The sequence below is a fragment of the Solemya velesiana gill symbiont genome (genome assembly GCF_002020805.1).
Classification (GTDB): domain Bacteria; phylum Pseudomonadota; class Gammaproteobacteria; order Chromatiales; family Chromatiaceae; genus Sedimenticola_A.
Map to the genome: position 1 here is coordinate 1 of NZ_MPRJ01000003.1, position 13860 is coordinate 13860.

The following is a 13860-nucleotide window of genomic DNA, read 5'->3' on the forward strand; positions in this document are numbered from 1 at the left end:
GGGCAAAAAAGTTCGGTTGCATAGTCTGTGTACTGTGATTGAAAAGTTGTGTGTGTGTTATTATCGCAGATTAAGGTGGGTTTTTAGAGATTCCCTTAAGTATTGGTAGCCAGTAATCACGCAGATCCTCATCCTGTATCAGTTCATTCTTTTTTATGAACATGAATAGTTGCTTGATGGCGATATGCAATTCAATCTGTGTGATGAAATCCGGCTCTTGACCCGTGTTGATGTACTCTTGGAACAGGGTAACGGAGTAGTCATGGCTAGCACCGTCTTGTTCCAAGTTGCGGGCTGGAATCTTTTGTTCGTTGCCGATCTCCAGGATGCGCAGAATATAGGGCTTGATCGTTAGATACTTGTAATTTGATCTGAGCTCGAGAAACAGATCGCTCAGTTCACTGTTCAGTGCAATACAGTGTTTGATGGGGAAGTTGCTGAAGGGTTGCAGGGTTTTAATAATTGCGGTCAGTCCCTTTTTGACCCTGATCAGATCCTCCTTGTAATGTGTAACGAGATTCTCTGTGAGCCGTACTTCCTCTCCGGATTCACTGTTTTTCCTTACATTGACGATAAAATCGCCCGGAAAATGTGTCTCCAGGTAGATTCCGCAAGAGGGAAATTGTAACGCTGTTTCAGCCGATCACCGATTTCGAAAAAATTCTCATCGGAATGCTTGCCCCTGTTTATGGTATTCGCCAGTGAAATTTCAGTTAGCAGTGCCTTTGTAACGCCGTGCAGGCTGGTGACGGATGGTTTTATCCTCCTGGCGTTTAGAAGTTTTCTGTAGATGCGCTGAAAACCAGGTTTGTTCTTGTACTCGTTGATGGTATTGATTGTGCCGCTTACATCTCTCTTGAGGTAGAGACGGCTCAATTCTTTAATGAACTCTTGGGGTTCCATGTCCATCGGTTGGATATCGCCTGGTACGGGGGATTTAATTTCACGACTGTAACCATAATCCGCTTATCGGATATTCGCAACCAGTAACATCTGTTCCAGGTGCGACTAAGGGAGGTACGTCACATTGCTCCAATCAGAGGTAGAAAAAATATTCCCATGAGGAGAAAGTAAATTGTGATTATATATAGTTGTGGAGTTATTCGGCCCGGTAGGTGAATAAGATCGCCAGGAAGGAGGGCAGGGCAATAGCCCCAGGGAAATTGATGGAAATGCTATATCAGTAAGGGAGTTACACCATGAAAATCTTTATCAGCAGAGTGCCGGAGAATACCACTCGCAAGGATCTGGAGAAGTTCATTCGTGATGGAATGAACGGTGGAATGAGGAAAATTCCACTATTCAATGCGGCTTCGAATATTCGTTGTCGTCTGGTGAGAATCACCGATGATCACACAGGGCTCGAGGAGTTGCATGGATTTGCTATTATCGAGACCAGTAAGCCTGCTGAATATGTCACTGAACGGCTGACCGGAAAGAAGCTTTGCGGTAAACCGGTTTCTGTTCATGAATACCGTCGCCGTACCTCGAAATAGGAGCGTAGATCCCTTGACACCTATCCCGGTGCTTTGAAGACATTAGAGCGCAGGGAGACTGATCGGCGCCGTTACCAACTCACCGTGGAACCACTGACTGCGCCACAGGCAAATGGGGTGGCGGGTTTCAATAAAGTTCACGGCTGAATTTCCCTAGTCAGACCCAACAAGAGCGAAATGGCTTTACTACGTATAAAAATAGGAATATAATTAATCTGTTTTGGGTGTGCTATGTGTCACATCAACACCCATATATGTTCCGTACACTTAATATCTGTCTCCAGGCACAAAGAGCCAACTGAAAACGAAACTTGAGATTGGGGCTAAAAAACAGAGTCTCATGGAAATCCCAGTAGGTATGACTGTGGTCGATGAAACTCTTGAGCATCATAAAGTATGGGGAAGCAGGGAGGGTACTTTCGGTTATGCAAGACTTGGCGTCGAATGCACCATCTGATAGTGAAATCAATATTGTCCTCTCATCGGATGATCAATATGTTCACTATTTGCTGATCGCGATACAGAGCATTGTCAGGCATACGAAGTATGCAAACGATCTATGCTTCTATATCCTGGATGGTGGATTGAGTGCAGAGTCTATTAAAAGCATTGCCGACTATGCAGCTTTACACGAACTGGAAGTGCATATCGTTCGCTCTGACCCCAACAGGTTTCAAGGCATTATCTTGCCCTCTTATCTGACAAAGGCATGTCTTTACCGGGTATTGATCCCGGAACTTCTTGGTAATGTTGACAAGGTTATCTATATAGATTGCGACCTGCTTTTTATGAGGGATATTGCTGATTTGTGGGGTATCAACCTGGGAGATCATGCCTTGGGGGCCGTAGAAGACCCCTGGGGAGCAAAAAATAATTTAATCATAGCTCGGCCCTATAACAAGATTTATTTTAACTCTGGTGTCCTATTGATGAATTTGAAGAAATTCAGAGCCCGGGGATATACAAGAAAGATACTCTCTTTTCTGGAAGATAATAACGGCAGGCTGCCAACCTTGGATCAAGATGCGTTGAATGCAGTCGTAGGAGATGATTCTATGATCATCCCACTTAAATGGAACGTCATATCAAGAGCTTTTGAAAAGAAGGACGTATATCTATACAGGATGTATGCAAAGGGAGAGATTATCAGTGCATTGAAAGCACCTGGAATCATCCACTTTACTGGAAAGAACAAGCCATGGATGAGAAGCTGTGTTCATCCCCATAGCCATACATACAGACGGAATCTCAGGCAACCTTTGATCGACTTCCCCCATGAGAATGGGTTATTGCACAAAGCAAAAAAAGGGATCAAGACCGTTCAGTACTTTCTGATCAGAAAGGTTAATTATCTTCTGTTTTATTTTAAAATCCCCCAGTCTCAGGAGCATTGACAGTCTGTAGCCAGTTGGGTTGGCTAGTCCACTCACTGTTTCAAATCATTCACCATACCCCGCCCTTGTTGAGGGGCTCCCGCTTCCTAATTGATGCCATATCTGTCCCTCACTGTGACCAGATTGCGACAAACAAGGATTTTTCGCGGATTTCGATGAAAGAAAATCAGGTTATACCCGGTCTGCTGGTGGGTAAGATATTGATTTTCTTAAGATGTTAAATGGCGCCCCTGACACGATTCGAACGTGTGACCTTCCGCTTAGGAGGCGGATGCTCTATCCTGCTGAGCTACAGGGGCGATGAGAGAGGTGCCTTGTTAGTCCTGATTTTAGTTGCAAATGATGCAATCTCAGGAACTTCAGGCAAAAAACCATTTTAGCATCTGTTCCCGGTGTTCTGCCAACCTTGCCGTGAAGGCTGTTGCTGAATACCATAGGCCCATGATTACTGCTGTTTGAATCCATGTTAGATACCGCACACCTTTTATTTCCAACAACATTCCCCGATATATCCCGTGCCCAACTGGAAACCCTCCAGGTCAACTTGGGTTATCTCTGCAACCAGACATGTCAGCACTGCCATGTCAATGCAGGGCCAAAACGTACGGAGCTGATGCAGAAAGAGACCATTGATCAGCTGTTGGCGTATATCGATACACACGAGATCTCTGCTATTGATCTCACCGGGGGGGCGCCTGAGTTAAATCCCGAATTTCGCTACCTGGTAAGCGAGGCGCGTCAACGTGGGGTTCGCGTCATAGACAGGTGCAACCTGACGGTCCTCGAGGAGGAGGCGCAGGAGGACCTGGCGGCGTTCCTTGCTGAACAGCGGGTGGAGGTGGTGGCCTCGTTGCCCTGTTATCTCAAAGATAACGTTGATAACCAGCGGGGCAAGGGGGTATTCGAGACGAGTATTGCCGGCCTCAAGCGATTGAATGCCCTGGGTTATGGGCAGGATGGAAGCGGCCTGTTACTCAACCTCGTATTCAACCCGCAAGGGGCGACCCTGCCACCTGCCCAAACCGCCCTGGAGGCGGACTACAAGAAACAGCTCTGGGAGAGTTATGGCGTTCGCTTCAATCAGCTCTTTACAATCACCAATATGCCCATCAGCCGGTTCGGCAGCATGCTGCTGTCCAAGGGCGAGTTCAAGCCCTACATGCAGCTGCTGAAGGCGTCATACAGCAGTTGTAACCTGGCTACCGTGATGTGTCGCAGTCTCATCAGTGTGGACTGGCGGGGCTATGTCTATGACTGCGATTTCAACCAGATGTTGGGGATGCACCTGGAGACAGACTCAAACGAGCGCCCCCATATTTCCGACTTGATGGACATTGACCTGCAGCGGCTGCCCATCAGGACCGGAGAGCACTGCTATGGCTGTACGGCGGGGCAGGGAAGCAGTTGCGGAGGAGCGCTGGGGGAATGAGCGCTGATCGCCTTTCGGTGGTGATACCCTGTGTCGATGAAGGGGGTGTTATAGAGCGACTGCTTGATAGCCTGCAACCGCTGCGCAAGGCGGGTCATGAACTGATCCTGGTGGATGGCGGTAGTACCGACTCCACGGTCGCGTTGGCTGCGCCCCATGTAGATCATCTCATCGATGCACCCAGGGGCAGGGCCAGACAGATGAATGCGGGTGCGCACATCGCATCAGGAGATATTCTGTGGTTTCTGCATGCAGACAGTACTGTCAGTTGTGATGCTGTGGAGCTTATCGTGAAGGGATTGACTTCAGTGGAGTGTTGCTGGGGTCGATTCGATGTCTCGTTGTCCGGCCATCACCCACTGCTGCGTGTTGTCGAGTTTATGATGAACTGGCGTTCCCGCCTCACGGGTATTGCGACAGGGGATCAGGGGATCTTTGTGAGGCGGCATGCATTTTTCACTGTAGGTGGTTTCCCCGATATCGCCCTGATGGAGGATATAGCCTTGAGTCGCCGGCTCAAGCGCCTGTCCAGGCCCCATTGCCTGAGGCAACGTATCGGAACATCCAGCAGGCGCTGGGAGAAACAGGGCGTTGTTGTCACCATATTCCGCATGTGGTGGCTGCGCCTCGCTTTTGCACTGGGGGCCGATCCCGACAAACTGGCCCGTCAATACCATCAATGCAGTTCCCCGATTCAAGACTCCTGATTTTTGCCAAGGCACCCATCGCCGGGTTGGCTAAAACACGGCTGGCGCCTGCCCTTGGTCATGAAGGGGCGGCTGATTTCTATGCGGGTCTGTTGCATGAGACAGTCAGTAAATTTTCGGCATGTGAAATTGCCCCTATAGCATGCTGGTGTGCCCCCAATACCGATCATCCTCTTTTCAATTCCTTTCGGCGCGAACACGGTATTACCCTGGAGGTGCAGAAGGGGCGGGATCTTGGGGAACGGATGGCCACGGCAGCCGCCACAGCGTTGGAGAAATCGACTTCGGTTGTACTGATCGGCGGTGATTGTCCTCTGCTCACCCCAGGGCATTTGGAACAGGCCCTGCTATGGCTGGAGGGAGGGGCGGATGCTGTGCTGGGTCCCGCAGAGGATGGCGGTTACGTCCTGCTTGGCCTGAGTCGTTTCGATGAGCATCTGTTTCAGGATATTTCGTGGGGGGAGAGCGAGGTGCTGGAGACAACGCGCAGCCGACTGTCTGATCTCGGCTGGTCCTGGCAGGAGCTGGATACACTCTGGGATGTTGACCGGCCGGAAGACCTGGTGCGTTACCGTAACGAGGTGGCTATAGAGTCTAACCGCCCCTGAGGCGTTTCAATTGTGCCCGTTCAAGCTGGTTGATCAGTTTGTTGATCTTTCTCTTGGATTCCCTGTCCAGGTTCTTGAAGCACCCGCCGAGCCGGCATTTTCTCCGGTACTGGGGTTTGCTGGTAAAACGGATTTCCAGTGAGAAGACTGCATCGCCCTCTTCATAAGGTAATAGTGCAGGAGGGGAGTGTGTCGCCCTGTCGCAGGTATACCGCCTCATCCAGTACGATTCCGGCTCCGCTTTCGGAGAGATCACTCAAGTAACCACTGAGAATCTGTTCAATGCTGCCTGCACGACGTCCTTCAAAAGGGATCTGTACCCCGGTTGTGGGAACCCTGTGGTGTTCGCGTCGCTGCAGGTAGAACAGTTTTTCCGGGAGCGACATTTTATAGAATAGGATCCCCTCGTGGATACCGTGATCTATGAGCTCCGTTTCGAAGCTTAACTCCACGCCGTGGAGGTAGCCAAAGAGCCGAACGCTCTTCTCATCCAGCAGGAGTTCGTGGCTCTGCTTTGGCGTGATTTCATCCAGGATGATGTAGCGATTTCCCTCCTCTTCCTTGACCTTGAGGATGGCGGTGTTGAAGGGGTGGCTGTGGGATTTGAAGCTGGCGTTGAATAACGTGTGTGATTTACTGGCCTGGCCCAGGATTGAAGCAATCCGCCCGGCGTTGGTAATAAAGTGACCGTCGGCATCCTGGGTCTGTTTGGTCTTTTTATTTTTTAAGCGATGTAGTGCCTTGAACATGTTTTGACTGCTGCGGATCAGGTTTTCAGGGTGCTTTGTAGCGCAATTGCTATACCTTGGCCAGGGGGTCGGTGGAGGCGTCTCTTCGCTCTTCGCCCCCCGGACCGTAGGTATCACCATCATGCTGTTTGCCGCTCAGTATATCCAAGGCCTGGCGAGTATGTCTCTGTCCCACGTTAACCATGCCACCGTTTATGGCGTTTTGCTGATGCAAGGCTACGGCAAGTTCTTGAAGCTCCAGCCAGAGTTTCCCGGCTGTACTGCCAGGTGGGAGATTATCGAGTATCGTGCTGCTTTGCTCCTGCCTGGAGCCTAGAAACCGTTCACGCTCTATATCGTGTTGCTGCATTTGGTGCAGCACGGTCTCTTTATCCCGGGCTACTGCCAGTATCTGATCAGGTTTCCCGCTGGAAAGGGATTTATATTCCCGTTCCAGCAGCTGTTTCAGTTGCTTGGCTGTTGCCACTTCTGCTGAAAGGATATTTGCGAGAATTTGCTGTTGGTCTTCAGGTAGTGTCATGGGCAGCTATTTTTGTTCGCTGATCAGGGCGAAGTTTTTTTCCTGTTCGACAAGATTGTCAGCCGCTGTCTGGGGCTCAAAGTGGAAGCTGCCGGTTGCCAATGAACGCTGGACACTGGAGACAAGCTGGGCATCTACAATCGGAAGGCTCGCCAACCGGGCTTCAAGTTCCTGGAGCTTTGAGGCGGAGCCGGTCAGGGTAACCTTGTCGTCACCACCCGAAACGCTCGATTCGGATTGGCTTTGAGAGGAGGTGCTGCTCACGGAACCGGTTTGGTTCTGCTTTCTTGTGTCCTGAATGGGGCTGTCTGATAGACTTTTAATATCCATTGCTAAGACTCACCTTTCGATAGGTTCCTGACTTCATTAGCGGCTGTTAATTGTGAAAACTTTAATTTGGTCAGACTATTTTACACCTGAATCGGGGAAATCAGGACCTGTGTCACAATTGCTTTTTGACTCAAAGAGATACCTCAACAAGGTCTGATCCGACCACAATACCTTCGATTTTGCGCTCAGAGCTCAAATTTTTCACCTGCACACGCTCTCCAACCGCACCGCTGGAGAGGGCCTTTCCTTTCATTCGTACTTGTATTCCCCCCGTTTTTGCAAGAATTGTGACCAGAGAGCCTTTCTTGATGGCGTTGGCAGCGACCAATTGGCTGGGTAGCAGTACCTGGTTTGCCTGGGTGGTGCGCTTTACGATTTTACCCACCACCTCTGCAGGGGTTTTGAAATAGCCGCGATGCAGACGGGAAATATCCTTATCTTTCAATTGGATATCCGCTTGTCCCACGGTGCTGCCTCGCTGCAGTTGGTGTGTGGTTACCAGGATTGGCACGTACTGGGATACTGTGACTGGTACATAAATGGTCCAGGGTTTGCTGCCGGTGCAGCGCACTCCCACGGTTTGCCGGTTGCTGCTCTGCCTTCCCGGGGGAGCGAAGGTTTCAAGCGCCTGCTCACAACGGTGAAGCCTGAGACGCTTGTCGAGCATGCCGACCTTGATTTCGATACGTGCATCAGATTCGGGGGCGCTGGTCTCAGCGTGTGCTCTGACCGATTCCCGTATGCTGTCATGGGATTGAAGGTCAGCTGCACGTATCTCCCCCTGTGTAGATAAACTCAAGACTACAAAAGAGAAGAGCATGCCTAGCCATGCGAACCTTCGAGGCCCGTGACTGACTGATGTGACGGTCATTTGACGTTGTGTGGTCATGACAGGAAATATGCAATCAATGTGCCTATTCCATTTAAACCAGGGATGATGGACTCACATATTCACCTAACTCTATGAAATTACATAAGCTATAGTGGATTACACAGTGGTTGGATTGGTTGCAGGGAAATAGGCACTTTATGGCGGGAATTCTAGATAACGTCGATCAGCGCACGAAACTTGCCGGGCAGAACCGCCTGGAGCTTCTGCTATTCAGCCTGGGAGGGCAGGAGCGTTATGGCATTAACGTATTTAAAGTGCACGAGGTAATCCGCACCCCCGAATCACTCTCTCGCGTGCCTGGCGCTCACCCTGCAGTCAAAGGGCTGGCCACCATACGTGGTAATGCGGTCACCATTATCGATTTGAGGATGGCGATTGGTCATGAGCCCCTGGAAGATGCATCAGGCCGATTCGTGATCGTTACCGAATACAATCGCCAGACCCTGGGCTTCATGGTTCCGGCAGTGGAGCATATTGCAAACCTGAGCTGGGAAGAGGTGGAAGCTGCGCCGACGCGACAGGGAGAGAGCTACGTCACTGCCGTTGCCCACATCAAGGAAGAACTGGTCGAGATTATCGATGTGGAGCGGATTCTCCAGGAGATCATCGGTGTATCAGAGGAGATCACCGAAGCGATCGATGAGACCGGCCTTTCAACAGGTCAGCCAAAGCTGGTGATGGTGGTGGATGATTCCACTGTTGCCCGTAACCAGGTTAAACGGGTGCTCGATCAGTTGGGAGTGGACTCAATACTTTGTGATGACGGCAAACAGGCGTTGGAGCAACTCAAGAGTTGGGTTGACGAAGGTATAGATCCGGGGCAGAAACTGTCCATGGCGATCTCGGATATCGAAATGCCCCGCATGGATGGCTATACACTGACCACAGAGATCAGGAATGACCCGGCACTGGCTTCTCTCTATATTGTTCTCCACTCTTCCCTGAGCGGTATGTTCAATCAGGCAATGGTTCAAACGGTTGGAGCGGACCGGTTTCTCCCGAAGTATGACCCTAATGAGCTGGCAAAGACCATAACTGAGCGTATCGGGCAGCAGGTATTGGCACAGGATTCTGAGTCGTGATTACAGCGGTAAACAAGGCAACGGAATGATGGAAGGCAGGGCCGCAGAAGGCCAGCATTTCGCCCCTAGGGATTACCAGGCATTTCAGCAGTTTCTTGAGCAAGCCTGCGGTATTGTGCTGGGCAGTGATAAAGAGTACCTGGTGGCGAGCAGACTCTCAGGATTGATGCAGGAGCGGGGGCTTGTGGGCATGGGAGAACTGCTTCAGCAGCTCGAGTCGGGGGCATCGGCCAACCTAAAAGCTGCTGTGATAGATGCCATGACCACCAACGAAACCTTCTGGTTTCGTGACAAGCCGCATTTTCAGATGCTTGAACATAAGATCCTTCCTGAAATTGCTGCAACTCCGGGGCATCGCTTGCGTATCTGGTCCGCCGCCTGCTCCTCTGGTCAGGAGCCATACTCGATCAGTATGACCGTAGAGGAATTCAAACAGATCAACCCCACCTCCTTTACTGGAGGGGTGGATATCATGGCGACGGATATATCTCGAACCATGCTCGAGACGGCCAGGAAAGGGGTGTACTGCGGATTCTCTGCAGCCAGGGGACTCGACGACCAACAGCGTAATAGTTTTTTTGAAGACAAAGGGCAGTGCCTTGGAGTGCGGGATGAACTCAAGTGTCACGTCGCTTTCCGGGAACTCAATCTGACTAGGGGCTACGGGACGCTGGGTCGGTTCGACATCATATTCTGCCGCAATGTACTGATCTATTTTTCACCTGAACAGAAAAAGGCCATTCTCGAGCGCTTCACCAGCAGCCTCAACCCGGGGGGCTATCTGTTCCTCGGCTCCACCGAATCACTTTCCGCATACTCCGACCAGTTTGAAATGGTGAAGGAGCAGGGCGGAATCGCCTACCGACTTCGCTGAATCCACTTTTTCGTGACCTTGCCCGGATGGCCATTGCCGCCCTCCCGGTTTTTGCTTGCCGCTTTTCGCCTCAAGGCGCGACCATATCTTAAAAATATCAAGAAAGAACAAATACTTATAAATATGGTATGAACATTGCTTTATGTGGATTGAGAGCAACTCACTGGAGCAGATGAAATGAAACTTGATGGTGCTTTCGGAATTCATGCACAGGCCCTGCAGCTGAAGGCGCGTCGTGCTGAAGTAATTGCCGGGAACATTGCCAATGCCGATACCCCAGGCTACAAGGCGCGGGATTTTGATTTCCGCGCCCTGCTGAACCGGGAGATGGGGCAGCCCGTACGGATGTACACCACCCATCAAAACCACATGCAGATGGAGCCTGGAACCATCCCCCCCAGCCAGATGAGTTACAGAATTCCAAGTCAGCCGAGCCTGGACGGGAACACCGTGGACAGCCAGATAGAGCATGCGGCATATGCTGAAAACGCACTTGAGTACCAAGCCAGTCTCAGATTTTTGAATGGTGCAGTTTCCAAGCTCAGGCTTGCAATCAAGGGGCAATCATAATGTCGATGTTCAAGATTTTTGATACCGCTGCATCGGGCATGAGTGCGCAGTCTCTGAGACTCAACCTGATCTCCAGCAACCTGGCCAACGTGGACAGCATCAGCAGCAGCATCGAGCAGACCTACCGTGCACGCCAGCCGGTATTTGCCGCGCTGCTGGATGATATGAACCCCGACAATCCCGCAGTAGGCGTTCGTATGAAGGGGGTGGTCGAGAGCCAGGCTCCTCTGGTTACCGAGTACGCCCCTGATCATCCCCTGGCCAATGAAGAGGGCTACATCTACCGCCCCAACGTCAACGTGGTTGAAGAGATGGCCAACATGATCTCTGCCTCGCGTTCCTACCAGAGCAATGTCGAGGTGGTGAATACGGCCAAGCAGTTGATGAGAGCCACCTTGCAGATGGGTAAATAGGAGTAACAGGTTATGACCACAGTCAACACCGACAATGATTTACTGGCACAACTTGGCCTCAGTCCCATTCAGTCTGACAAGCGGGTCAATGATGCCTCGGAGCTGGGGATCGACGCCTTCCTCAAGCTGATGGTGACACAGTTGAGCAACCAGGATCCCTTCGAACCCATGGACAATACCCAGTTCGTAAGCCAGATGGCGCAATTCGCCTCGGTCACCGGCCTGGACAAGCTGAATGAATCTTTCGACAGTTTCTCGGCTTCCATGACTTCAGACCAGGCATTGCAGGCCGGTGAGCTCATCGGTCATGACGTGTTGGTGCCTGCATACCAGGGTTATCTCGCCCCCGGTGGGGCGATCTGGGGGCAGGTGGAACTGGATCAGAATGCCAAGGTAACCCTCAGGGTCACGGATGCCGTGGGCCAGGTGGTGCGCGAGGTCTCCCTCGGTCAGCAGCAGGCCGGGCCGGTTCATTTCTCCTGGGATGGCATCACCAGTGCTGGTGACTATGCACCGTCCGGGAATTACTACATTCAGGTCGACGCCAGCTACAACGGCAAAACAGAGGCCCTCCAGTCTTACCTGTTCGCACCCGTTGAGAGCGTCGTCCTTGGCAGTTCAGGGCAGGGCCTGACACTGAATCTGGAGGGGCTTGGCCCCGTTGCGTTCAATCAAGTTAAGCAGATCAACTAACGGCAGGAGAAGCAACCATGACATTTCGCATTGCACTTAGTGGGCTTGAAGCCGCCTCCACTGATCTCGATGTTACCGGTAACAATATCGCCAATGCGGGGACTACCGGTTTCAAAGAGTCACGGGCGGAGTTTTCGGATATCTATGCCACATCCCTTCAGGATCTGGGTGCCCAGGCATCAGGGCGTGGTGTGCGTGTAGCCCGGGTCGCCCAGCAGTTTACCCAGGGGACTATCGAGTTCAGTACCAATAACACGGACCTGGCAATTAACGGCGAGGGTTTTTTCGTGGTCGCTGACGATGATGGTACCCGTCATTACACCCGGGCGGGAGCTTTTACCGTGGATAGGGACGGCTACGTGGTAAACCATGCGGGTCAGCGGCTCCAGGTCTACCAGGCAGTGACCTCGGGTGGCATCACCACTTTCGATACCGGTACCCTGATTGATCTGCAGTTGCAGACTCAGCCCAGTGCGCCCAATGCCTCAACAGCGATTACTGCAGGTGTTAACCTCAACGCCTCCGCAACAGACCTTGGGACGGGTGTGATCGATCCCACCGATGCCTCCACCTACACCAGTGCAACCTCGATTACCATCTACGACACACTGGGTGATTCTCACACGGCGACCATGTATTTCCGCAAGACAGCGGCGAATAGCTGGGATGTGGTGACCTATGTGCCCGACGCCACCTCAGCATTGCCCGCGCAGCAGACGCTGACCTTTACGGCAGCCGGTGCTCCTGACACACCGTCGCCACCAACATTGAACTTCACCAACTATACCTTCGCTAATGGTGCAAGCCCGGTGGATCTGGCGATTGATTTTGCGACTGCCACCCAGTTTGCAGGTGAGTTTGGCGTGAATGACCTGGGGCAGGACGGTTATGCGTCCGGTCGTCTCAACGGTATCGACGTCAGTGATACCGGTGTCGTATTTGCCCGTTTCACCAACGGTCGTTCAACAGACCTTGGGAAGGTTGTGATGGCAAGATTCAACAATCCGATCGGTCTGGGTAAGGAAGGCGATAACAACTGGGCAGAAACGTTCGAGTCCGGTGACGCCCAGTTGGGTGAAGCTGGCACGGCAAGTTTCGGGACTATCCAGTCAGGCGCCCTGGAGCTTTCCAACGTGGATATTGCGACCCAGCTGGTGAAGCTGATCGTGGCCCAGCGTAACTTCCAGGCCAATACCAAGGTGATCCAGACCTCTGACCAGGTCACCCAGGCAGTAATCAACATCAGGTAGTGAGAAGCCTCCTCTCCCCGGCAGGGGAGAGGGCTAGGATGAGGGGATAGAGGAGAAAATCATGGATCGCATGCTTTACGTCGCAATGAGCGGGGCCCGGGAGACTTTTCTGGCGCAGGCGGCCAACAATAACAACCTGGCCAATGCCAATACACCGGGGTTTCTTGCTGATCTCCAGCAGTTTCGAAGCATGCCGGTTTTTGGTGACGGTCATCCGACCCGGGTATTCGCCCTCAGTGAACGTCCCGGCATCGACTTCAAGCACGGCTCCCTTGCACATACCGGTCGCAGCCTGGATGTGGCGATCAATGGTGAGGGTTTTTTTACCGTCCAGGCCGCTGATGGCAGTGAGGCCTATACCCGTCGGGGCGACCTTATGGTGGACGTCAACGGCATGCTTACGACCGGCAATGGATTGCCGTTGATGGGTAACGGCGGTCCGATCGCAATACCCCCGGCAGAGAAAATCGAAGTTGCTCCTGACGGCACGATCTCCATTCGTCCCCTTGGCCAGGCGGCCAATGAATTAGCTGTTATCGATCGGATCAAGATGGTCAACCCGGATCTTACGTTGCTGCGCAAGGGAAGGGATGGGCTCCTTAGCCAGGAGAATGGTGAGGCTTTGCCTGCAGATGCCGCTGTGCAACTGGCCACGGGAACCATTGAAAGCAGTAACGTCAACGTGGTTGACGTCATGGTGGATATGATCGAGTTGTCTCGTCGCTACGAGTTCCAGGTCAAGATGATGAAGGCGGCCGAGGAGATGGGCCGGGCCTCTACCAGCATCATGAAGATGACCTGATGGCAAGCATTTTGCATTTTATTGGTTAACACGAATTTTTGAGGAATAGAT

17 protein-coding genes and 1 tRNA gene are annotated in these 13860 nt (G+C 51.9%); 12 read left to right on the forward strand and 6 right to left on the reverse strand.

Annotated features, from left to right (window positions below):
- Nucleotides 1-561: 561 nt before the first annotated feature.
- Nucleotides 562-909 (reverse strand): hypothetical protein, encoded by a 348-nt coding sequence (locus BOW53_RS00760; protein WP_078485627.1) that lies wholly within the window; start codon nucleotides 907-909, stop codon nucleotides 562-564.
- 290 nt (nucleotides 910-1199) lie between these two features.
- Between BOW53_RS00760 and BOW53_RS00765 the strand changes: the two genes are divergently transcribed.
- Together BOW53_RS00765 and BOW53_RS00770 are read left to right on the forward strand one after the other, a co-directional pair.
- Complete coding sequence (locus BOW53_RS00765; protein ID WP_078485628.1) at nucleotides 1200-1496, forward strand: RNA recognition motif domain-containing protein; 297 nt, start codon at nucleotides 1200-1202, stop codon at nucleotides 1494-1496.
- Nucleotides 1497-1867: 371 nt separating this feature from the next.
- Nucleotides 1868-2890, forward strand: coding sequence for a glycosyltransferase family 8 protein (locus tag BOW53_RS00770; protein WP_078485629.1), 1023 nt, complete (start codon nucleotides 1868-1870; stop codon nucleotides 2888-2890).
- Nucleotides 2891-3112: 222 nt separating this feature from the next.
- On the opposite strand, the gene BOW53_RS00775 is transcribed toward BOW53_RS00770, so the two are convergent.
- A tRNA-Arg gene (locus BOW53_RS00775) sits at nucleotides 3113-3189 on the reverse strand.
- 164 nt (nucleotides 3190-3353) lie between these two features.
- On the opposite strand from BOW53_RS00775, the gene arsS reads away from it, so the two are divergent.
- The 3 genes from arsS to BOW53_RS00790 are packed head-to-tail and all read left to right on the forward strand — an operon-like array spanning nucleotide 3354 to nucleotide 5634.
- The gene (gene arsS / locus BOW53_RS00780; RefSeq protein ID WP_078485630.1) at nucleotides 3354-4319 is read left to right on the forward strand and encodes an arsenosugar biosynthesis radical SAM (seleno)protein ArsS; all 966 of its coding nucleotides are present in this window, start codon (nucleotides 3354-3356) and stop codon (nucleotides 4317-4319) included.
- Complete coding sequence (locus BOW53_RS00785; protein ID WP_078485631.1) at nucleotides 4316-5026, forward strand: TIGR04283 family arsenosugar biosynthesis glycosyltransferase; 711 nt, start codon at nucleotides 4316-4318, stop codon at nucleotides 5024-5026. Before arsS ends, BOW53_RS00785 begins: the two co-directional genes overlap by 4 nt.
- On the forward strand, nucleotides 4999-5634 hold the full coding sequence (locus tag BOW53_RS00790; protein WP_078485632.1) for a TIGR04282 family arsenosugar biosynthesis glycosyltransferase: 636 nt from the start codon (nucleotides 4999-5001) through the stop codon (nucleotides 5632-5634). Before BOW53_RS00785 ends, BOW53_RS00790 begins: the two co-directional genes overlap by 28 nt.
- Nucleotides 5635-5795: 161 nt before the next feature.
- Here the strand turns inward: BOW53_RS00790 and BOW53_RS00800 are convergent, their stop codons facing one another.
- From BOW53_RS00800 to flgA, 4 genes are all read right to left on the reverse strand, one after another.
- Nucleotides 5796-6383: a flagellar brake protein gene (locus BOW53_RS00800; RefSeq protein ID WP_172838715.1), complete on the reverse strand. Its 588-nt coding sequence runs from the start codon at nucleotides 6381-6383 to the stop codon at nucleotides 5796-5798.
- A gap of 49 nt (nucleotides 6384-6432) precedes the next feature.
- Nucleotides 6433-6903, reverse strand: coding sequence for a flagella synthesis protein FlgN (locus BOW53_RS00805; protein WP_078485634.1), 471 nt, complete (start codon nucleotides 6901-6903; stop codon nucleotides 6433-6435).
- Between the two features lie 6 nt (nucleotides 6904-6909).
- Complete coding sequence (gene flgM / locus BOW53_RS00810) at nucleotides 6910-7233, reverse strand: flagellar biosynthesis anti-sigma factor FlgM (RefSeq protein ID WP_078485635.1); 324 nt, start codon at nucleotides 7231-7233, stop codon at nucleotides 6910-6912.
- Nucleotides 7234-7363: 130 nt separating this feature from the next.
- Complete coding sequence (gene flgA / locus BOW53_RS00815; protein ID WP_172838716.1) at nucleotides 7364-8032, reverse strand: flagellar basal body P-ring formation chaperone FlgA; 669 nt, start codon at nucleotides 8030-8032, stop codon at nucleotides 7364-7366.
- 230 nt (nucleotides 8033-8262) lie between these two features.
- On the opposite strand from flgA, the gene BOW53_RS00820 reads away from it, so the two are divergent.
- From BOW53_RS00820 to flgF, 7 genes are all read left to right on the forward strand, one after another.
- On the forward strand, nucleotides 8263-9207 hold the full coding sequence (locus BOW53_RS00820) for a chemotaxis protein CheV (RefSeq protein ID WP_078485637.1): 945 nt from the start codon (nucleotides 8263-8265) through the stop codon (nucleotides 9205-9207).
- A 25-nt stretch (nucleotides 9208-9232) separates the two neighbouring features.
- Complete coding sequence (locus tag BOW53_RS00825; protein WP_245831912.1) at nucleotides 9233-10081, forward strand: CheR family methyltransferase; 849 nt, start codon at nucleotides 9233-9235, stop codon at nucleotides 10079-10081.
- 177 nt (nucleotides 10082-10258) lie between these two features.
- Nucleotides 10259-10651, forward strand: coding sequence for a flagellar basal body rod protein FlgB (flgB, locus tag BOW53_RS00830; protein WP_078485638.1), 393 nt, complete (start codon nucleotides 10259-10261; stop codon nucleotides 10649-10651).
- Nucleotides 10651-11064, forward strand: coding sequence for a flagellar basal body rod protein FlgC (flgC, locus tag BOW53_RS00835; RefSeq protein ID WP_078485639.1), 414 nt, complete (start codon nucleotides 10651-10653; stop codon nucleotides 11062-11064). Before flgB ends, flgC begins: the two co-directional genes overlap by 1 nt.
- Nucleotides 11065-11076: 12 nt before the next feature.
- The gene (locus BOW53_RS00840; protein WP_078485640.1) at nucleotides 11077-11757 is read left to right on the forward strand and encodes a flagellar hook assembly protein FlgD; all 681 of its coding nucleotides are present in this window, start codon (nucleotides 11077-11079) and stop codon (nucleotides 11755-11757) included.
- Between the two features lie 17 nt (nucleotides 11758-11774).
- A complete protein-coding gene (gene flgE / locus BOW53_RS00845) occupies nucleotides 11775-13007 on the forward strand; it encodes a flagellar hook protein FlgE (RefSeq protein WP_078485641.1) in 1233 nt (410 codons plus the stop codon).
- Nucleotides 13008-13068: 61 nt separating this feature from the next.
- Entirely contained in the window at nucleotides 13069-13809 is a 741-nt protein-coding gene (gene flgF / locus BOW53_RS00850) for a flagellar basal-body rod protein FlgF (protein WP_078485642.1), read from the forward strand.
- The last annotated feature ends 51 nt before the right edge of the window (nucleotides 13810-13860 follow it).